General features: G+C 43.1%; 23 protein-coding genes, 1 tRNA gene and 1 pseudogene. 11 read left to right on the top strand and 14 right to left on the bottom strand.

The features are described from left to right. Positions 1-7 precede the first annotated feature (7 nt). From BMX95_RS15930 to BMX95_RS15915, 4 genes are all read right to left on the bottom strand, one after another. The gene (locus BMX95_RS15930) at positions 8-463 is read right to left on the bottom strand and encodes an NUDIX domain-containing protein (RefSeq protein ID WP_081203426.1); all 456 of its coding nucleotides are present in this window, start codon (positions 461-463) and stop codon (positions 8-10) included. A gap of 3 nt (positions 464-466) precedes the next feature. Further along, on the bottom strand, positions 467-1,405 hold the full coding sequence (locus tag BMX95_RS15925) for a magnesium transporter CorA family protein (RefSeq protein ID WP_081203425.1): 939 nt from the start codon (positions 1,403-1,405) through the stop codon (positions 467-469). 94 nt (positions 1,406-1,499) lie between these two features. Then, positions 1,500-2,285, bottom strand: a complete 786-nt coding sequence (gene dapF / locus BMX95_RS15920; protein WP_081203424.1) for a diaminopimelate epimerase — start codon at positions 2,283-2,285, stop codon at positions 1,500-1,502. A 92-nt stretch (positions 2,286-2,377) separates the two neighbouring features. After that, complete coding sequence (locus BMX95_RS15915; protein ID WP_081203423.1) at positions 2,378-3,253, bottom strand: nucleoside phosphorylase; 876 nt, start codon at positions 3,251-3,253, stop codon at positions 2,378-2,380. 90 nt (positions 3,254-3,343) lie between these two features. Here BMX95_RS15915 and BMX95_RS15910 point away from each other — a divergent pair. The 4 genes from BMX95_RS15910 to BMX95_RS15895 all read left to right on the top strand — a co-directional run bounded on the left by BMX95_RS15910 (position 3,344) and on the right by BMX95_RS15895 (position 6,573). After that, positions 3,344-3,414: transfer RNA gene (locus BMX95_RS15910), tRNA-Cys, on the top strand. A gap of 344 nt (positions 3,415-3,758) precedes the next feature. Next, complete coding sequence (locus tag BMX95_RS15905; RefSeq protein ID WP_081203422.1) at positions 3,759-4,586, top strand: alpha/beta fold hydrolase; 828 nt, start codon at positions 3,759-3,761, stop codon at positions 4,584-4,586. A 44-nt stretch (positions 4,587-4,630) separates the two neighbouring features. Further along, positions 4,631-5,521 carry a CPBP family intramembrane glutamic endopeptidase gene (locus tag BMX95_RS15900; RefSeq protein WP_081203421.1) on the top strand — a complete coding sequence of 297 codons (891 nt, stop codon included), beginning with the start codon at positions 4,631-4,633 and terminating at the stop codon, positions 5,519-5,521. 230 nt (positions 5,522-5,751) lie between these two features. Next, positions 5,752-6,573 (top strand): hypothetical protein, encoded by an 822-nt coding sequence (locus tag BMX95_RS15895; RefSeq protein ID WP_081203420.1) that lies wholly within the window; start codon positions 5,752-5,754, stop codon positions 6,571-6,573. 31 nt (positions 6,574-6,604) lie between these two features. On the opposite strand, the gene BMX95_RS15890 is transcribed toward BMX95_RS15895, so the two are convergent. Then, on the bottom strand, positions 6,605-7,273 hold the full coding sequence (locus BMX95_RS15890; RefSeq protein ID WP_081203419.1) for a hypothetical protein: 669 nt from the start codon (positions 7,271-7,273) through the stop codon (positions 6,605-6,607). Between the two features lie 422 nt (positions 7,274-7,695). Between BMX95_RS15890 and BMX95_RS15885 the strand changes: the two are divergent. Continuing rightward, positions 7,696-7,854 (top strand): annotated as a pseudogene (locus BMX95_RS15885) (peroxiredoxin family protein); the annotation flags it as partial. 22 nt (positions 7,855-7,876) lie between these two features. On the opposite strand, the gene BMX95_RS15880 reads toward BMX95_RS15885, so the two are convergent. Next, entirely contained in the window at positions 7,877-8,716 is an 840-nt protein-coding gene (locus BMX95_RS15880) for an AraC family transcriptional regulator (RefSeq protein WP_081203417.1), read from the bottom strand. An 86-nt stretch (positions 8,717-8,802) separates the two neighbouring features. On the opposite strand from BMX95_RS15880, the gene BMX95_RS15875 reads away from it, so the two are divergent. Then, complete coding sequence (locus tag BMX95_RS15875; RefSeq protein WP_081203416.1) at positions 8,803-9,318, top strand: lipocalin-like domain-containing protein; 516 nt, start codon at positions 8,803-8,805, stop codon at positions 9,316-9,318. A gap of 151 nt (positions 9,319-9,469) precedes the next feature. On the opposite strand, the gene BMX95_RS15870 is transcribed toward BMX95_RS15875, so the two are convergent. The 3 genes from BMX95_RS15870 to BMX95_RS15860 all read right to left on the bottom strand — a co-directional run bounded on the left by BMX95_RS15870 (position 9,470) and on the right by BMX95_RS15860 (position 11,150). Continuing rightward, entirely contained in the window at positions 9,470-9,892 is a 423-nt protein-coding gene (locus BMX95_RS15870) for a hypothetical protein (protein ID WP_081203415.1), read from the bottom strand. A 1-nt stretch (position 9,893) separates the two neighbouring features. Further along, positions 9,894-10,340 carry an Lrp/AsnC family transcriptional regulator gene (locus BMX95_RS15865; RefSeq protein WP_081203414.1) on the bottom strand — a complete coding sequence of 149 codons (447 nt, stop codon included), beginning with the start codon at positions 10,338-10,340 and terminating at the stop codon, positions 9,894-9,896. Between the two features lie 159 nt (positions 10,341-10,499). Beyond that, a complete protein-coding gene (locus tag BMX95_RS15860; RefSeq protein ID WP_081203413.1) occupies positions 10,500-11,150 on the bottom strand; it encodes a phosphatase PAP2 family protein in 651 nt (216 codons plus the stop codon). 131 nt (positions 11,151-11,281) lie between these two features. On the opposite strand from BMX95_RS15860, the gene BMX95_RS15855 reads away from it, so the two are divergent. Next, positions 11,282-12,004 (top strand): SDR family oxidoreductase, encoded by a 723-nt coding sequence (locus BMX95_RS15855; protein WP_081203412.1) that lies wholly within the window; start codon positions 11,282-11,284, stop codon positions 12,002-12,004. Between the two features lie 48 nt (positions 12,005-12,052). After that, on the top strand, positions 12,053-12,898 hold the full coding sequence (locus tag BMX95_RS15850) for a helix-turn-helix domain-containing protein (RefSeq protein WP_081203411.1): 846 nt from the start codon (positions 12,053-12,055) through the stop codon (positions 12,896-12,898). Positions 12,899-12,923: 25 nt separating this feature from the next. On the opposite strand, the gene BMX95_RS15845 is transcribed toward BMX95_RS15850, so the two are convergent. After that, positions 12,924-13,439, bottom strand: a complete 516-nt coding sequence (locus tag BMX95_RS15845; RefSeq protein ID WP_081203410.1) for a methyltransferase domain-containing protein — start codon at positions 13,437-13,439, stop codon at positions 12,924-12,926. A gap of 402 nt (positions 13,440-13,841) precedes the next feature. On the opposite strand from BMX95_RS15845, the gene BMX95_RS15840 reads away from it, so the two are divergent. Further along, positions 13,842-14,408, top strand: coding sequence for a YybH family protein (locus BMX95_RS15840; protein ID WP_242673224.1), 567 nt, complete (start codon positions 13,842-13,844; stop codon positions 14,406-14,408). Between the two features lie 57 nt (positions 14,409-14,465). Here BMX95_RS15840 and BMX95_RS15835 read toward each other — a convergent pair whose 3' ends face one another. Then, positions 14,466-15,575: a hypothetical protein gene (locus tag BMX95_RS15835; protein WP_081203409.1), complete on the bottom strand. Its 1,110-nt coding sequence runs from the start codon at positions 15,573-15,575 to the stop codon at positions 14,466-14,468. Between the two features lie 247 nt (positions 15,576-15,822). Between BMX95_RS15835 and BMX95_RS15830 the strand changes: the two genes are divergently transcribed. Both BMX95_RS15830 and BMX95_RS15825 read left to right on the top strand, forming a co-directional pair. Continuing rightward, entirely contained in the window at positions 15,823-16,230 is a 408-nt protein-coding gene (locus BMX95_RS15830; protein ID WP_081203408.1) for an Rrf2 family transcriptional regulator, read from the top strand. 63 nt (positions 16,231-16,293) lie between these two features. Then, positions 16,294-16,944 (top strand): NAD(P)-dependent oxidoreductase, encoded by a 651-nt coding sequence (locus tag BMX95_RS15825; protein ID WP_081203407.1) that lies wholly within the window; start codon positions 16,294-16,296, stop codon positions 16,942-16,944. Between the two features lie 65 nt (positions 16,945-17,009). Here BMX95_RS15825 and BMX95_RS15820 read toward each other — a convergent pair whose 3' ends face one another. From BMX95_RS15820 to BMX95_RS15810, 3 genes are all read right to left on the bottom strand, one after another. Then, positions 17,010-18,350: a chloride channel protein gene (locus BMX95_RS15820; RefSeq protein ID WP_081203406.1), complete on the bottom strand. Its 1,341-nt coding sequence runs from the start codon at positions 18,348-18,350 to the stop codon at positions 17,010-17,012. Positions 18,351-18,475: 125 nt separating this feature from the next. Next, the gene (locus BMX95_RS15815) at positions 18,476-19,774 is read right to left on the bottom strand and encodes an MFS transporter (RefSeq protein ID WP_081203405.1); all 1,299 of its coding nucleotides are present in this window, start codon (positions 19,772-19,774) and stop codon (positions 18,476-18,478) included. A 96-nt stretch (positions 19,775-19,870) separates the two neighbouring features. Continuing rightward, on the bottom strand, positions 19,871-20,254 hold the full coding sequence (locus BMX95_RS15810; RefSeq protein ID WP_081203404.1) for an ABC transporter permease: 384 nt from the start codon (positions 20,252-20,254) through the stop codon (positions 19,871-19,873). Positions 20,255-20,368 lie beyond the last annotated feature (114 nt).

Here is a 20,368-nt window from a genome sequence, read left to right as displayed (position 1 = left end):
TCTCGTTTTACATTGCCTTCAGCATTTTGGCAACTATCTTGTCAATGGGCAGGGTTACAGATGCTTCCGAAAAATCATTCCAGTCAATGAAGCGGAAAGTTTCTGTTTCTCCTTTTTCCTTATAAACGGCCAGTTGTTGTTCGTCGAAGTCGAAAGGTTTTTGACGGAGGGGAGCGGTTATGGGTTCCAGTGCCTGGGCGAAGTAATAAATGGAGATGATCTGGTGTTCGGGGTTGAACGCGCTCATCTGGAAATAATCGGTAGTATAAATATGATCACCCACCTGTACGTTGAGGTTCATTTCTTCCATGAACTCTCTTTTTAAACAATCGCGGGTGCCTTCGCCAAATTCCAGACCGCCACCGGGAAATTTGGTGTATTTACCACCCCGGATAAATTCATCGCTTACCAGCACTTGTTTGTTTTCACCGAGCAGGATGCCGTATACACGTAAGTTGAACATGGGTTAAAATAACTTTTTCTTTAAAAAGAACCAGCCAATTACCAACGAGATCAATAATGATAAAAATACCGGTATATAAAATGCAAAGGGTGAATGTGCGTAGGGGATAGGTACGTTCATGCCATAAATACTCGCTACCAGTACGGGCAGCGACAGCACGATGGTGATAACCGATAAACGCCTTAACACCTCGTTCTGGTTATTGGCAATGATGCTGGCAAATGCATCGAGCGTACTGCTGAGGATGTTGGTATAGATGTTCGCCATTTCCAACGCCTGTGAGTTATCGATGATCAGGTCGCCCAGGAATTCTTTTTCATCTTCATTCAGCCCCAGGAAATTGGTGCGCTCAATTTTCATCAGCAACATTTCATTCGAGCGCAGGGCGGTAACAAAATACACCAGGCTTTTCTGAATGCGCATCAATTGCAACAATTGCTCATTACGGCTGGCCGCATACAGTTTTTGCTCCAGGATATTCCGGCGTTGATTGATCTCTTTCAAAAATTCGAGATAGGTCTGAATGATCTTTTCAATGATCTTCAGCACCATCATCTTCCGGTTATCGGGATGCCGGTTTTGAAAGGTATTCAGGAACTTCTTGATAGCGCCGTTCTCGAAAGAATTCACCGTTACGATCTGGTTGTGGGTAATGATGATACAGATCGGAATGGTGATGTAGTACGCGTCGCTTTCGTTGAAGGAGTTGTTTTCAGTAGGGGTTTTAATAACCAGCAGCTTTACATTGTCAGCTTCTTCAAAACGGGTCCTTTCATCAATATCGAGCGAGTCGGTAAGGAATTCGAGGGGGATATCGAGCGAATTAGATAATTCAGAAAACTCCTCCTGTTTCAGTGGTGGCAGAATATTCACCCAGGAGCCGTTTTCCGGCTTATCGATTGCTATGGTTTGATAATTAATATTTTTGAAGTACTGAATCATAGGCGGCGCAAAGGTAAGGGCGCTTTTTGATTAAAAGGGGTATACAATAAAATAAAAAAGCCCCGACGAAATTGTCGGGGCCCTGGGAAATTCTTTATTTAATATCGAGGCTTCCTTCAAAAACTTTTTCGGCCGGGCCGCATAACCAGATGTTGCGATACACGTCGTCGTCGGTGCGGTCGAACTCAACGGATAATTTTCCACCCTTGGTTTGAACAGTTACATCGTTGAAACCCCGTTCGTTATGATAACAGACAAGGGCGCTGGCAGTAACGCCGGTGCCGCAGGACAAGGTTTCATCTTCCACGCCCCGTTCGTAGGTGCGTACAATTATTTCATCGTTATTTTTTCGTTCCACAAAATTTACGTTGATGCCATCTTTGGCGAACGTGTTGCTGTAGCGGATGTCTTTCCCTTTTTTGTAAACATCAAAATCCAGCACGTTATGCGTCATTTTGATGTAGTGAGGCGACCCGGTGTTTAAAATGAAATCGCTGTGGTAGTCCTTTATTTCGTCCACATCTTTCATTTTAAGGCTAACAATGCCGTCCTCGTCAATTTCGGCATCGTGCGGACCATCAACAGCAATAAAACTGTATTTTTCTTTATGGATGCCTATATTATAGGCGAACTTAACCAGGCAACGGCCACCATTGCCGCACATGGTGCTTTCGCGGCCATCAGCATTGTAGTACTTCATTTCAAAATCGTACCCATTCGCATTGTTCAATAACATAAGGCCATCGGCGCCAATCCCAAAACGGCGGTTGCATAAAAAGCGAACCTGTTCGTTGGTCAATTCGTTATAACGTTCGTCGCGGTTGTCCAGAATTACAAAATCGTTTCCTGTGCCCTGGTATTTGTGAAAGATTAATTCCATAGTTGATTGTTCCTTTGCAATATTACTACAAACTGGGTTAGTACCATAATGGCGCCATCTTATTATAACAGATTGTTATTTACTTGGTTCAATTACCAGTCGTTGATGATATCGAGCGTTTTTTTGATCAATTGTTCAATGGCCGCCTGGCTGTCGCTGGAAAATTGTTTGGTAACCCGGTTGGCTACAATGGCGCTGATGGACAGGCAATGGTGTCCCAGCAGTTTGCCCAATCCATAAATGCCGGACGTTTCCATTTCAAAATTGGTGATGCGATGGGGGCCAAAAGCGAACTGGGTCAGCCGGTCGATCAGGTGTGGATTGCTCAATCCCAGTCGTAAAATACGTCCCTGTGGGCCATAAAACCCAGGGCAGGTTACGGTGATGCCGTGGTGGAAGTTATTTACAAAATGTTTAATAAGATGGGCGCTGCCGCCGCAAATATAGGGTTGCGAGATACGTTGGTGTAGCTGGGTTTGAGTAATAAAGGACTGCAACAGCTGTTTTTCCTCTTCGTTTTCTTCATACCGGTAAAAATTCAGCAGGTTATCGATGCCCAGGCCGTGGGTTGAAACCACAAAACTGTCGGTTGGGATATCAGCCTGCAGAGCGCCGGAAGTACCTACCCGGATAATATTTAACTGGGTAAGCTGAGGTTTGATGGTGCGGGTGAGCAGGTCGATATTTACCAGGGCGTCAAGTTCGTTCAGCACAATATCGATATTATCCGGGCCGATGCCGGTAGAAACGACGGTGAGCCTTTTTTTGCCCAGCACGCCGGTGTGGGAAATGAATTCGCGATGGCTGCGTTTATGTTCAATATGGTCGAAATGCCTGCTCACGGCGGCTACCCGGTCGGGGTCGCCCACGGTGATTATGGTATGTGCCAGTTCTTCGGGACGCAGGTCTAGATGGTATACTGCCCCCCGGTTATTGATAATCAATTCTGATTCGGGAATGCGTTGCATAAAAAAGGATTAAAAAAGGTGGTCAAATATCCGAATAATATCCTACTTTCGCACACCCCGAACGAAGTGGTTCTGGGTGTAACGAAAAATGGTTCCGTGGCCGAGCGGCTAGGCAGAGGTCTGCAAAACCTTTTACAGCAGTTCGAATCTGCTCGGAACCTCAGAAAAAGGATCGCTGAAAAAGCGGTCCTTTTTTGTTTTTAAGAAGTTATGGTTCTGTGTCCGCCAGCTGGCGGACGAATCTGGGATCAAGGTCTAATGAATGATTCAAAAACAAAACAAAGTTTTCTCTTTTGTTATTTAGGAAATCGTTTCATTAATAAAGCAACCACTTTACACTTAACAGTTGATTCTTTGCAACTGTTAATATATTGGGTCTGTTTGCCGAAAATTAGATAGAATGCCATATCCATTCTGGTCTAATTTGACATATAATTGGGCTGAGTCACAAAATCCTTCTCTTTTTTATCCTTCAAATTTGCATTGTCAATAAAAAATAACAAACATGAAATTATTGAAATGCATAGTGCTCTTAATGGCATTGATCCTGGTGCTAAATTCTTGTTCAAAAGAACATGACAATTCCGTTAGTGAAGATCATCATTCAACTTTCGTACTGGTGCATGGCGCCTGGCAAGCATCATTTGTTTGGGATAAAGTGAAAAAAGCTTTAGAGGATGAAGGTAACACTGTAGTTTTAGTAGAGTTGCTGGGTCACGGGAATGACCATACTCCGGTATCTGAAATAACATTTGACAAGTATGTTAAACAAGTAACGAATGTTATAGATAGTTTAAATACTCCAGTGGTATTAGTAGGACACAGTCTAGGGGGCGCAATTGTTACCCAGGCAGCCTGCAAAGTCCCTCAAAAAATAGCCAAACTAGTTTATGTGGCTGGGTTCATTCCAAAAAGTGGTAATAGTGTATTCGAATATTCTGCCATGGATTCTGAGACATTGATCCCTTCCGCCTTAGGATTCTCTGCTGATGGGAGTACGGTAACTATCGCAAATCCTGAAGAAAATATGCGCGAGATATTCTGTAAAGACGGCTCAGTTGAAGATATCAATTTATTGGTAGAAAAACTTCGTCCGGAACCAGTTGTTGCCGCAGGAACTCCGCTGGATTATAGTAGTGATACTTATAGTGCTATAGCTAACAAATACTTCATCTACACAACAGAGGACAAAGCCATTAGCTACCCTTTTCAACAGCAAATGGTTTCTGAAGCACACATTACAAATACTTATGAAATTCAGGCAGGGCATAGTCCTTTTCTTTCTAGACCAACGGAATTGGTTGCTATTCTTAATAAGATAACTAAACAATAATGATTCATATGCCGGAATAGATTATTTATACCGGCAATTATAATATGAAGGCACTTAATACCGCTAAACAACAACCGATTGCAATGTACCTCGCCTTAACCATACTTTCTAGTAGTATTGTATGGTTGCTGACGTTACATGCGACACATGCGGGCAGAATAGCCGGCCGAATCTTTGGTTATGGGATCATGTGGTGTCCGGCATTAGCTACTTTGATCACCTGTCGCCTGTCGGGCCGCAAGATGTTAGACCTGGCATGGAAATGGGGTGAAAGCCGCTACATGATCGCCTGTTATTTGATACCGCTGCTTTATTCGCTCGTAGCATATCTTGTCATTTGGGTTAGCGGCGTTGGCGGTTTCTACAACAAAGCATTTGTTTCACAGGTGGCGCATGAATTTGGATGGGAAGGTCTGCCTACGGGCTTATTAATCGTTATCTTCTTTGTTGTCAATGGAGTGATCGGGCTATTGGGCAGTATGGCAACGGCGCTGGGCGAAGAGATCGGGTGGCGCGGATTCCTGGTGCCCGAACTTGGCAAACGGATGGGCTACACCGGGGTTTCACTAACGAGCGGTCTTATCTGGGCGGTCTGGCATTATCCATTACTGATTTTCGGACATTATAATAACGGAACACCAGCATGGTATGGCCTCTTATGTTTTACTGTGATGGTAGTCAGTATCAGTTTCGTTTTCACCTGGTACAGGTTAAAGTCCGGCAGCCTCTGGACGGCCGTTATGCTTCACGCGAGCCACAATCTTTTTATCCAAACCTTTTTTACACCGATAACTTCGGACAAAGGTGACACGGCATGGTTCACCGACGAGTTCGGGGCAGTAGCACCGGCGATCACAGTACTGTTAGCCCTCTATTTTTGGCGAAGGCGGAAAGAGCTTGCGTGGCCCCTGAAGAATGCGGCACGCCTGAAGTGATGGCGCTTCGTATCTCTCAGCCTGGCTGTGGGACAATGAGTAACCGCCGGGTAGGTGACAGCGCTACCCGTTGAGGATCGCTTAATCGCGGTCCTTTTTTGGTTTTAAACAGTTTGAGTGAAATTACCCACTTACCAGTGTAATAAATTATACTACCCGCCGACTGATCTGTTAACCACCTAATGGACCCTGAGTAAAGCGATTTTATTTTTTCCATTAAAACAAAACCTATGCGCAAAATGCAATTCATTGCTGTATTACCTGTATTATTTCTTGCAACCATTCCATTTTGTAGCCACGCACAATCAACTGTTGACCAGGTAGGCAATACCGCCGATAAAGTGGGCAGCACCATCGATAAAGTGGGTGGACTGTTTAAAAAGAAAAACAAGATCAAACCGGCCGGCACAGACGCTACAAATACAACCGCCCCGGGCAGCAGTGTAGCTATTAATACGGTTTATGATTTTGTACCAGGCAACACGTTGTTGTTTGTAGATCATTTTGACTCAACCAAAAAGGGGAATTTTCCTATTAAATGGCTCACCAACGCCAGCGGTGAAGTGGTAACCCTGCAACAATTTCCCGGCAACTGGTTTTCCATTACAGGCAATGGTTTATATATTCCCAAAATAAAAACCGGGCTTCCCAAAGATTTCACTGTTGAATTTGACCTCGTCATTGACGGTGGCAGTAACAGTACGCTGTATGTTGATTTTGAAGATGCGCTCGATGGGAACTTCGATAGATACCCCTCCAACCCTTATTTGCAATTTAGGATGTACTCGGGCGGGAGTGCCTATGTGGAATGTAAAGGCAAAGACCTGAACTCCCATGTGAATAGTAATGCCTATACTACAGGCGGTAAAATAAATCACCTGGCGTTTAAAAAAGAGGGCGAACGTTTACGGATATACATCAACCAGGAAAAAACGTACGACATTAACCATGCCTTTGAAGGCAACAGAACGTACAGCACGTTTAAATTTGGCGCCGATTTCTATAGTCCAACGCATGTGCTCATCTCAAACGTTAAAATAGCAGGTTTGTAATAGTTGGTTGACCCTACGGTAAGCAACGCTTCTAAAAAACTTTTACAACAGCCAGGGCATTGTGCTTTTTATCAACGGGTTCAATACTCCCCCGATTGTTGAGAAAGAATTCAATTCCCAATGCAACAATAACCGTATTATCAGGCTGATGCTCAATAACTGGTAGCTGCAGCTGCAGATTTTCGTGCCGCTGCAGGTCCAAATCCAGGATATCGGTTTGCACGGGTTCAACGGGAAACGTTTCTTTTTCAAAATTTACCGACGCCGCCATGGCAGACAGCATAAAAGCGTTGGCACCGGACGCCGTGTCGATCATGGCCTGGGGAATAATGGAGGGAAAGCTGATGGTGGCCCGACTGGCCTCGTTATTGATTATGATCGAATAGGGCGCCTTTAAAACATTTTGCAGACTTGTGTCGCGGTTAAAGTTAAAGTCTTTCAGAATGCCTATTACGCCCTTTGGCACACTTCGTTCGCCGCGATCGCTTACGGGGTCGCTTTGCAGGATCTTAAACATGGTTTTTGTAAGCCGGCCCGAAATATAACGGTCGGCCTTATTTCGTAATCCCAGAATCAGGGCCCGACGCAGCAAGCGGTTAGCTCTGCAGGCACGGGAAAATTCGGCACTATTCTGCCGGCTCATTTCAAAAACAGGATCGGTAAGCACCCGTTTGCGGTTTAATGGCGTTCTTTTCTTCATATGGAACAGTAGATTGCTATATAGATAGTTCTTGTCTTACTTATAGGATACATATACAAGATAGTCATTTTCCACGATAATAATGCCACTGTAATGCCACCAGAATGCCACTGTAATGCCACTGTACAGTGGCATTACAGTGGCATTCTGCCGGGATGCTGGTGCAATAAGGATCGGCTATCCAACGTATATAGCATAAGTGAGGCAGCATACAGTTATAAGGATCAAAAGACAAAAGCCTGGCAATCATATGGATTTGACGGCTTTTTTTCATACAAACTGAAAATAGATCAGGGAAACGGCCGCCGCAGTCATTATTACCAATGTCAAAAATCCTAACGTATTTCACTGGCGCCCGTAATTAACCCTGGTCCAGGTGCTTTCAGTATTTTCTTAATCCTTAAAAAGAATCCAGCTGGTGTGGTCCCTGCCGGAAAGAAAATCCTAATTATGTGAAGGCTTACAATATGTACAAGGACAAGAACTTTACCTTGTTAGGAGTATCGCTCGACAAAGAGGGAAATAAAGACGCCTGGGTGGCCGCCGTCAAAAAAGATGGACTGGATTGGCCACAGGTATAATAAGCGTAGTGATTTACTTTTTTTAACTATTCGATTTCCTAAACTCCGTTGGACTTATTCCCTTATATTTTTTAAACGACCGGTTTAAATGGCTTTCGTCGGTAAAATTAAATTCATACACAATCTCATTAATTCTCATATCGCTGTGAAGAAGCCTGGATTCCACCAGTCGCATTTTGTAGTTGGAAATATATTGCTGCAACGTTTCGCCCGTTTGCTTCTTGAAATAGCGCCCTAAATAAGCTAAAGAAATACCAAAATGCCTGCTTATTACTTCTGCTCTCAACATGCCAGGTTCAAAGACGTTTTGCTGTATGTAGTGTAATATTTCAAGCACCGGCTCTCCGGTGTTTTCTTTTATATTCTTTGGAAGCTTTAAGGCAATATTTCTCGCTACAATTGTAATAACCGTGTTTACAATCTGTTCAATTATTTTATTGAAATAGATCTGCTGATTCGTATTCTCCCGGATAATACTTTCAATAAGCGATGCGATAAATGGTTTATCTGCCTTGTTTTTTAGAATACAACCAGGGCGATGGCTGGCATTTTGAAGGATGTATTCCATCCGCTTTACCGCGTCTTTATCCTTTGAAATAACTGTCTTTACGTAATGTTCACTAAAGCGAATGAAAAAGAAGCTGGAAAGGTTTGCTATGTCAAAAGAGTGGATATCCTGCGGTGTAATCAGGAACAAATTTCCCTTTCGATAGTTAAATTTGAGTTTGTTAATGTATTGAACGCCGGTACCATCTACAATATATATCAGTTCAAAGAAGTTTCTGCTTCGTCTCGCTTGCGGATAACTGTGACATTCTTTGTACTCCACTTCAAACGGCACATAGATGTTTTCTGCTTTCATTAAGGAAATTTACAGAATTAGTGAAAAATTGTACAGAAAGGTAACTAATTAATCTGTATAATTTTGAACCGATAAAATTATTAAAAATGAAAAAAGTAATCGCACTCCTGCTGGCGTCAGGGTTCTCCTTTATGTTATACGCGCAAAAGGGTAACCCTTCCATAAACTCATTGCAAAAACAATTGCCTGGAACGTGGACATTAATATCTGTTGTTAATATTTATCCCGATAGCAGCAGGGAGTATCCATATGGAAAAGATCCTCAGGGCCTGTTGATGTTTGATGAAAAAGGTAACTATGCCATTCAAATACTAAAAGCGGTACGGCCTAAAATTGAATCAGGCGACAAAAATAAATGCACCCCGGAAGAAAGTACTGCGTTGGTGCAGGGCAGTAATTCGCATTTTGGAAAGTATAGAGTTAATGAGGAGAAGAAGACCATTACGTTTATGATTGAACACGCTTTTTATCCAAACTGGGAGGGTATTGACCAGGAACGCTTTTATACATACACAGGCAGTGAAATAAAGTATGTGGTTACTCATACAACACAAGGTGGGCGAAAAGTAATTGCTGAAGTTGCCTGGCAGAAAGTACAGTGATCCGATAACTTTTTTTATACAAGTTACAGTTATGTACACAGATAACATATTTAGAAGAATATTCAGGCACTTTAAAATTAATCAACAGGTTTTAAGACAAATACTTGAAATTACTTTTTGGAGATAGGTATTCTTATATTAATGTAATAGGTTATAACATTAGCGGCTGTAAATCGGGCGTTAACCAGTTTTTTCTGGCTTCTTTACTCATTAACAATTCCCGGGAATAATATTTTAACGGAAAATCTTTCTTTAAAAATTCCTGTTGCCAAAACCCGTTCAGTATGACTTCAAATTGCCGGCCGGCGCCGGTTTGCAATACGTAGTTAATTATATGCCTGGTGTAGAAAACGGTGATCGTTTCGTGATAACCTGCGTGATCGGTATTTTCTCCACCAATGCTAATGTTGTATTTCTTTATACCTTCTTTGATTGATTCAATTGCCTGCGGTAATGGCTGCAGGCAACAATACCAAAGTGCCATGGCAAAATGTGCTTCATGTGTCCATTTTTCTTTGGGTAACCTACCAATTTCAAATTGATGGACCAGGTCTTTTACTTCAGGTGCTGTCATCTTAAAAGTTTTTTGTGTTAACCTCTTCTTTATAGGTGTTGAGAATGATGGTTGTATTGGTGCGGGTTATCGCTTTTATGGATTTTATCTTTTTTACCAGCAGTTCTTCCAGCGCCAGCGTATCTTTTACCAGCACTTTCAACAGCAGATCATAATCGCCTGCCGTATGGTGGCATTCGAGCACTTCGTTTAATGCAATGAGATTCTCTTTTACCGGCGCTGTTTTGGTGTGATCGATCCAAACCTGGATAAATGCCAGCAATTGCAGGTTTACCTGTTGCCGGTTTACTTTTATCGTGTACTTTTCTATATACCCCGATCTGTCAAGCTTGCGTAATCGTTCTGTTACTGCAGGTAGTGATAAATTTATTTTTCGGGCAATGTCTGCTCCGGTAATGCGGGCGTTGTCTGCAAGCAATTGTAGTATCCTGCTGTCATAGCGGTCCATAATGGTTCATTATTTATCCCGAAAATAAACTTTGTCTTTATATCATTTTGTTATATATAAGAAATAACAGCGACTATTAAGAAAAGCAGGGACTTTCCCTTATAATAATTTGATATAATAGTATGTTGGATAAAAAGCCAGCATTGCTAAGGCGATATTTTAACGCTGGATCAATTTTATACAGATAAGCGACAGCGTGAGCCACCAGCATGCTACCAGCATACTGGCAATAACATCTGTGGTAAAATGTACATGTAAATAGATCCGGCTAAGTCCTACCAGGCAAGCGTATGAAAGCAGTAAAAATGCGGAGGCTAATTGGGCGATAAATGACCACTTGCTTTTCAGGGTGATATAGATCAACACACCGCATAATGTGAAGGCACCGAGGGTGTGCCCGCTGGGAAAGCTATAACCTATCGCTAATTGCAAATGCGGCATTGGGGGACGTGTCCGATGAAAAATCAGCTTCAAAGCCCAGCCCAATAAAATACTACTGGCAGCAATTACAAATACATAAATCGCGGCTCGTTTATGACCTCTTTTAGACAGAAAAAATAAAATTACCAGGTAGATAGTGATCGTAAAGAAATTGGTGCCGCCGAAAGTAACCAGTAATGCCAATTTGGTATGCAGCGGTGATGTCCATTGCTTAACACAGTTCCACACAACGGTATCGAGCCATTCCCCTTTTTCTGCCAGTACTTCCCAGGCCAGCCATAGAAACAACAGGCAGCTAATGAACGACAACGCAACCAACACCCAAAAACGTGCTGTAAGTGATTTCCCGGGTTCATTATTGATCGTCATGCTTTATTTTAATAAAAATACATGCCTGTTTCGTTGCAGGTTTCTAAATGACCATTGGGGGCAAGTAACATTGACTCACCCGGTCAAACGGGCTACTTTCAGTACGCTTTAGCTTTGTAAAAAAGAAAAATATGCTACAAGAGAAAGTAATTGTAATAACCGGCGCCAGCAGTGGCATCGGAAGAGCTACTGCAAAGAAACTGGTTTCACTTGGTGCCCATGTAGTTGCTGCTGCCCGGCGTAAAACAGAACTGGATGCGCTGGCAGCGGAAAGTGGAGGACACATGCTGGCCGTACCTACAGACGTGACAAAAAGGAGGGAAGTACAATTGCTGGCGGAAGCTGCGATCAAAAAATTCGGCCGGATCGATGTATGGATCAACAATGCGGGCGTTATGCCCAACTCCTTCTTCGATGAAGGGAAGGTCGATGAATGGGACCGTATGGTTGATGTGAATATCAAAGGAGTTCTTTATGGCATCGATGCGGCACTGCCTCATGTGCTTCAAAGTAATGGCCATATACTCTCCATTGCTTCTGTTCAGGCACTAAAGACTTATCCCGGAACGGGGGTATATACAGGTACCAAGTTTGCTGTTCGGGCTATTATGGACAGTCTGCGGGAAGAGTTAGCAGGCAAGATACGCGTGACCGTCATCAATCCCGGTGTTGTTGCAACAGACTTTACCCGGGAAATAACCAGTGAAAAGCTAAAAACACTGTTTGGCGATGCCGCTAATTTCCCAAGCCTCGATCCTGATGCTATTGCTAACGCTATTGTGTATGCTGTTGGTCAACCCGCTGAAAGTGCAGTAACGGAAATAACCATTCGACCAAGTGCCCAGGCACACTAGACTATTAAAGGGAAACCCTACTGCCGATATTTTTGTTAAATTTGAGATATGGCCATTCTGAGAGATAAAACGGAATTCTATCGTCCCAATGTGTTCCTCTTTACGGGAACGGTTCCAACTTTCGCGGCCGAGGAATTTGTCCGCGAACACGTGCTTTGCCATGTGTACGCGGGCGAACTCCATTATACTACTGCAGAAGAGGAGGTGGTCGTACATGAAGGCGAAACGGTTCTTTTTCGCAGGGACTTGCTCGTGAAATGCGAAAAGCGGCCCGTTCAGGGTGAGGCAGCTTTCAGGATCGTATATTTTGTATTTGAACGGCATTTTGTAGAAGCCCTGGCCCTGAAACATCCGCTGGATGCAGGTATGAATGAGCAACGGTATGGCGCTGTAGTTCCGCTACAGCCAACTGCTCCTTTACAGGGAGTGATCGAATCCCTGCTTCCTTATCTGCGGAACAATAGTTTTCTTTCCTCTCAAATGGTTCCACTTAAATTAACAGAAGCCACGCTAGCACTTGTAGAACAGGACGCTGCTTTCGGCAGCTGGCTATTAAGTCCCCACGAAGAGCATAAACCTGATCTGACCGTTTTTATGGAACGCAATTTCCGGTTCAACGTTCCCATGGCAAAATTTGCAGAACTCTCCGGACGAAGTTTATCCACCTTTCAACGGGATATGCGCAAAGCTTTTGGTATGAATGCACAAGCCTGGCTATTAAAGCGCAGATTGGAAGCTGCTTATAACCTGATGACCACAAAGCAGGTTGCACCGGTCGATCTCTACCTTGATCTCGGTTTTGAAGATATTTCCCATTTTTCACGCTCGTTCAAAAGACAATATGGTGTCAGTCCTTCGTCACTGAAAGGAAAACAGCCTGCCCGCATTTCCTGATCCTTTTATCAATCAGAAAAACAACTTATTGACTGATCAAAGCTGCATACATTTTATCCCTGCGGTAGATGGATGTGCGTTCTCCTATTTTTTCGATTGTAGAAAAGCCAGCGTCATCAAAAAGTGTCTGTGCGCGGGCAAATGAAACAGGATAGGGGACCCATTCATTTCCTTTATCGGTGTCATATTCAATCAGGATAAACACGCCAGTGCGTTTGCGTAAATGGGTTTTTAACTGTTGGATGCATGCAGCCTGATCCTGTACGTAATGAAGCGAATTTGCCATTAGTATGCCGTCGAGGATAGGAACAGACAATTTATCTTTCACAAAATCCGCCTGTTGAAATATGATCGAGGGATTATGTTGGTAGTTAGGCCGCTTTTGCAGATCAACCGCATGAATGGTAGATCCTGGTTGTAACAGGGAGACCAGGGCTTCAGAGAATAATCCATTGCCCGCACCAAGATCTGCCCAGATTTGTGACGGACCTTTCGGAACAATTCCTTTTTTAATAAACGATATCGCTTCGGACAATTTCATGGTATCAGATTGCTGCGTTTCTAATCTTTCAAAATCCGGCTAAATATACGGCAAAACTATCTTCAGGGATAGTACGATTACTTTTTCAGGTGTAACTTATTCCGAATCGTCTGGGCGCGATTTTGTCCGGTACACGATTAAAACCGAGGTGTCGTTTAAAAAAAAATGGAGCCGGGACATCATGTTATCCTGGGAGGAAATGGAAAAGATCGCTGAATTATTAAAACCTGCATTCATCACTTACTCAATAGTAGATTTGACGGAGAAGGCACTTCGGGTTAGATCGAAATCCAAGCGGAGTAATTAAAATAAAAGGATTGTTCAATGAACGGCCCCTGCTACTTTTAGGCAGGGGCTTCTATTTCAGCCAGCGGGCATTTTACGGTTAGTAACATAAGTGAAATGCTTTTTCAGCTGAGCCTGTGTTTATCTTGCACATATAATTTCGGTATGAATCATTACAAATTCGATAATAATTTAGTTATGAAAAAGAAGACCATGAAAATGACAATACTGGCGGGCATCATAACTTATATCTCTGCTTGTAATTCAGCAAAACAGGAACCCACAGCAGGGACGGTAGATAAAGAACAAATTAAAAAAGAAATCCAGGCCAAGGAAGATGAATATGCTACTACCTATAATGCAGGCGAACTTAAGAACATTGGTTATTATGCAGATGATGCAACAAGTTATTATCAAAACAGGGCGCCATTAATAGGCAAAGAATCAATCCTGGATTTCTTAAAGTCGGACCTGGCTTCAAATTCCAACAAAATCACGTTTAAGACCAAGGAAGTTTTTGTATCAAATGATGGGGGGCAGGTTGTGGAAATTGGCTATTTTCAGGTAGTTGACTCTGCTAATACAACTGTTAATTCCGGAAACTATATGAGCCTGTTTGAAAAAAGGGACAACAAGTATGTTTGCGTAAGAGATATGAGTGCTTCTGAAATGCCTGTTCAATAACAAAAGCTATATACATTGAAATAATCAGGTGAAAATATTTCGCCTGGGTGTTTCTTATTACCGTCTTCTGCCTCCGCCACCACCACCACCTCTCATTCCACCTCCTCCGCCGCCGCTCCTGGTTCTACCAGATCCCGCTGAAGAAAAGTTAGATGATGACCGGCCTGACCCACGATCGGAGAACCCGCCGGATTGACGATCGGATACTCCTGCACGATTAGATGCCCCGTCGGAAGGACGGGTTGACGCAGAAGGTCTGTCGCCGCCTCTGTTACCACCTCTGTCGCCGCCTCTGTTATCACCTCTGTTATCGCCTCTGTTGTTACCCCTGTTATCACCTCTGTTATTACCTCTATTACCATCTCTGTTACCATTACCGTAGTTGCCATTATTCCTGTTATTGGATACGGTATTAGACCTCATTTTATTATTGTTGTAATTATTGAAATTATTAAAGTTGTTATTATTTATTACAACGTTTCCGCCCCCATAATGTCCGCCATAATAACCACCATGATAATGATAATGGTTGTGCCGATAAATGCCGACTGCCATCACCGTTGCAAACCCAAACCAGGGTGGATAATATCCGTAATGGTAAGGAGGTACATAAGGCACGTATGCAGGGGAATACACGTATTGTACAATCGGTGCAGATTCAACCACTACCGTTGTAGTTGGAGCCGGAACAGTTACGGTAACAGGATTTTCACCCGTATATGCCGGATTAGGGGTTACAGATGAATTCCCTTTTGGCTCTATGACATAATCTTTTCCATACAGTTCCTCGTCACCCACTATTTGCAAAGAAACTTTATTGTTTTTGTCTTTATCTAATAAAATAACCGCTACATCCTGTGTTTCATCTTTAGTTACATCAACCTGAAGTACAAACGTATGCGAGTTATCCTTTTTCTTGGATACAACTTTTATAAAATCAATTTTTTTATCAAGGTTTAAATCCAGGTTGTTGATTTTTGTTTTTTCATCATTTAAAGTCTTTTCAAACTCTTCAATGGTTTTTGATTTTTGAAAGACTGTTAACACGGCATAAAGATCCAGGTTGTCACCTGCCATGCCTAAGGCAGCTGTGTCTTCCTGAGAAAAAACTGGTTGATTTAGCAAGCTCATTACCCCTGCTAAATACAGCAGAATGATCTTTTTCATTGCAGGTATAATTTATGATGAGAGCTCAGGCAAGTTAAGCTAATAGTATGACTCTGGGGCTGACCTGACGGCGGGCAAACGCCAGTCTGCCTTAGTTATCCGTTTATTTTACGGTAAAACAGCTGCCCAATATTATAAAAACGGACAAATTAGTAGCAGGCGGATTTCAAAGAAAAGTATTAACAAATAAAATTTTGAAAAGAGAGCAGCATCCGTATCTTTGTACTGTAATTAAAATTATTACAGTATGAACAATGGGCGATTTGCAACAGCTTTACACATTCTTACCCTCCTTGATATCAAGAAGGGAGAGTTGCTTTCATCTGAGTTTATTGCTGGCAGTATAAATGTTAACCCGGCCATTGTGCGCAAGGAAATTGGCAATCTGCGGGCATTGGGTTTCATTGAAAGTAAAGAAGGTAAAGGAGGGGGCTATACATTGGGAAAATCTTCATCAAAAATTACCTTATCCGAAGTTTACCGGGCCGTTAACGATTCGCCGTTGCTTGGCAGAGCGAACGACCCTAATCCTGATTGTCCGGTTGGTAGGCAAATAAACGATCACCTGAAGGACTTGTTTAGTACTGCGGATGAACTATTTCTTAAGCAGCTTGATAAAATCACCGTAAAAGATTTTGTGAAGAGGTTCGAGTAATTTTTTTGAGTAAAACTGTAACATAAAACATAACAGTATTTGAGTAACACTTAAAATGAAAAGATGAAAGTAGCATTAATTGGAGCCACAGGCTTTGTAGGGACAGCCGTTTTAAAAGAACTTCTGGGAAGAGGGCATCAGGTGACTGCCATTGCACGTAATATTGAAAAGATACAGCCGCATAACCTGGTAACTGCTAAACAGGCAAATGCATTGGATGCGGCTGCAATAGCCGACGCCGTAAAAGGTAATGATGTGGTCATTAGCGCTTATAATCCGGGTTGGACCAATCCAAATTTGTATAACGAGTTCTTACAGGGGGCTGCGGCTATTCAGGAAGGCGTGAAAAGATCAGGTGTACAACGCATATTGGTTGTTGGCGGTGCAGGTAGTCTTTTTGTCGCAGAGGGGGTACAAAAAGTCGATACTCCCGGTTTCCCGGCAGAATGGAAACCAGGCGCATTGGCAGCACGGGACTATTTGAATATCCTAAAAGATGAAAAAGAATTGGATTGGACATTTTTAAGCCCTGCTCTTGAAATGCATCAGGGTACCTCTGGTGAAAGAAAAGGCATTTACCGCACCGGGCTCGATACACCGGTTTATAATGAAGAGAAAAGAAGTGTTATTTCTGTTGAGGATGTAGCGGTAGCCATTGCTGATGAAATTGAAAATTCAAGACATAGCCGCCAGCGTTTTACCGTCGCTTATTAGTATAAAAGAATAGAAATTAAATGGGGCAGGGTTATCTCTGCCTCGTTTATGGCCATCGGCATAAGTTAGTTAGATTGATTAAGTTCCTTCAGGCAACCGACCTTTAAATGATCGTATAGGGAATGCCTGTCGATCAATAAAGAAACGAGGTTGGCCAGCAAACCGGCCAGCATCAGGTAAAAGATCACGTTGTGACGGTCAGTCATTTCCAGTACAAGTATAGCTGACGTAAACGGCGTCCTTGTTACGCCCGTTAAAAAGGCTACCATTCCTACCAGGATCAGCAAATTGGAGTCTGTTAAAGAAAGATGTAACAACCCCGCTATCAATGACCCGAAGGAAGCGCCGATACTTAATGAAGGCGCAAACACCCCGCCTGCGGCACCGGAGGTAAAGGACATGATCAGTCCTTCCATACGAATAAAGGGCATGTACCAGGGAACATACTTATCGTTTGTAAACAATGTGCCCGTCATTACCTGTTTACCCGATCCTATGGCATCGGGATGAATAAAAATACCAGCCAGTGCAATTAATAATCCACCGATAATGAGATAGAAAACTGTTTGATATTTCTTTTTAAAGCGGGATTTCCAACTCATAATGCTTAAGACCAACTTTGAAATGCCGCTGCCGAAAAGACCTGCAATGATGGCCGTTAATATTACCCAAACAAAGACTATGGACGACAGATGTGTTACATCGGGATAACCCAGGTACAGGTAAGGACCCAGCAATGCCTGCGCTGTTAACCCGGCCACGATAATGGCGGTAAAAAGGGCCGTTTTAAAATAACTGATATGTGTTTTTGACAATTCTTCCACCGCAAATACAATTCCGCCCAACGGGGTGTTGAAAGCCGCTGCCAGTCCGGCTGCAGCACCTGTTATGATCATATTCTTTTTCGAGATCCTGGGCCACCAGCTGGGTAAATATTTATTTACGGTCCTGAACACGGAACCAGCTATTTGGATAGTTGGCCCTTCACGCCCGATGATGGCCCCACCAAACACCATGATCAAACTCGAAATGATCTTTACCACAATAATCCTTATGCTTAATAGCCGGTCAATTTTGTTATGTTCTTTAGGCGTTGCCAGTTCTATGGAAGCCATAATTTGTGGAATGCCACTGCCTCGTGCAAAAGTGGAAAACCGTTGAACGGTCCACCAGCCAAGCACAAAACAAATGGGTGTAATTGCTAAAAGGCTCCATTTGAAATGATGTAAAATGAAAATGTTCGCTTCTTCAACCCAGGCAAATAATTTGGCATACAGCACCGCCAGCAAACCGGCAACAAGCGACGCTGTCCAATAGGGAAGTGCCTGCATGAAATTCAACTTTACTCTTTCACTTTTCAGGTTGGCGACAATCCTTTTCAGTTTATTGCGAAATAGGGCCATCATCAGGCAAAACTACAATGAATACAAATAGAGTACATTAGAAAATGATTAGAGACGGTGCGGAATTCCTTCCCCATTTATGGTATAATATTTTAGCCTTTCCCAATGAAAACCAGGCTTTGTTAACATCAGCGCATTTCTTTATCGATATGTGAAGTATGTTTTGTATCCCTTACAACTGCATATACTATTAGGGAGATGAGGATACACCCGGTAACATACCAGAAAAACAGCGACTCATTGCCGGTTTTCTTGAAGTATAATGCGATATATTCAGCCGTGCCCCCAAAGATGGCAACGGTAAGTGCATAAGGTAAGCCTACCCCCAGGGCTCTTACTTCGGCAGGAAACAATTCTGCCTTAACAACGGCATTGATGGAAGTATATCCGGTAACGATGATCAACGCGGCCAGTATCAGGATAAACGCACCCCACTCGGTAGTTGTATGACTGATAGCAGTAAGAATAGGTACGGTGAATAAAGTGCCCAGGATCCCAAAACCCAGCAGGAGCGGTTTACGGCCTATTTTATCACTCAGCATCCCGAACAACGGCTGCATACACGCGTAGATCAGCATCAGCCAGAAGACCAGCTGTGTAGAACGTTCCTTGCTGAGATGTACTGTATTTACCAGGAATTTCTGCATGTAAGTGGTGTAGGTGTAAAAGGCCAATGTGCCGCCCATGGTAAGACCTACCACGGTAAGTACAGCACGTGGATGTTCCTTTAATAGCGTGATAACGGATCCGCGTTTAACATCTTTTTTCTCCACCACAATAGTTTCCTGCATATGCCTGCGGATGATAAGGGCAAACAGGGAAAGCGCCGCACCAATTACAAATGGGATCCGCCAGCCCCAGTTGTGTAACTGTTCGGGAGTAAGAAATACCTTTTGCAGCAACATTTGTACACCCAGTGCAATAAGCTGCCCGCCGATAAGGGTAACATACTGAAAGCTGGAATAGAAACCACGTTTTCCAGTTGTAGAAATTTCGCTCAGATAAGTGGCGGAAGTGCCGTATTCTCCACCCACACTTAAGCCTTGTAATAACCGGGCTGTAAGCAGGATAACGGGCGAGAGGGCGCCGGCAGCAGCAAAGGAGGGAGCCAGCGCAATCATAAGACTGCCTGCTGACATCAGTAAAACGGACAGGGTCATAGCCGTTTTACGTCCGGCACGGTCTGCAATACTGCCAAATAACCAGCCACCGATAGGCCGCATAAGAAAGCCTACCGCAAAAATGGCTGCTGTATCCAGCAACTGAGCGGTGGGGTTACCTTTGGGGAAGAATACGGGAGCGAAGTATAACGCGAAGGCGGCATAGGCGTACCAGTCATACCATTCAACCAGGTTACCAATGGAACCGGTTAAGATCGCTTTCAGTCGTTTAGCCGTATCGTTTTTGACGGTATTTGTGGTGTTCATATTTTTTATAGCAGATGGCTTCCAAAAATAGCTAAATCGCTCTTAATTTAAAACACTGCAAAACGGGTTTATTCACGCTGAAGGCTTTTAACCGGATTAATCATGGCAGCTTTGAGCGATTGCATACTGATGGTAATAAATGCAATAAGTAGTATGCCACCGCTGGCGATAACAAACCCACCATTGAATGGTTTTCCGGTACGCAAAATCCTGCAACCATTGTTGCATAATCAGCCAGCCTGCAGGCAGCGCAATAACAAGAGCGATCGCAATCCATTTCAGAAAATCTTTTGAAAGCAAAATCACCAGCGATAGAATGCTGGCCCCCAGAATCTTTCTGATACCTAACTCGTCCAATACGTAAAACACAATCAGCAGGCAAACGGACAAACCAAGGGCAAGTCCCAGGATATTTATTACGGTAAAGTGTATGTTTTTTTTCAGGCTGCGGAAGGCAGTTTTAAGATAATTTGTGATCATACAGGCAAGTGCTGGAATTTATAAAAACGATACAAAATTTCCTCATTTCATACGCCGCAAATGCATCCCTATGAGACACGGATCCTCCTGAAATCCATAAAACGAATAAGTATG

The organism is Niastella yeongjuensis, from assembly GCF_900110245.1.
Lineage (GTDB): Bacteria > Bacteroidota > Bacteroidia > Chitinophagales > Chitinophagaceae > Niastella > Niastella yeongjuensis.
The sequence above is the reverse complement of the archived record's forward strand: the minus strand, read 5'-3'. Positions and strand labels throughout refer to the sequence as shown.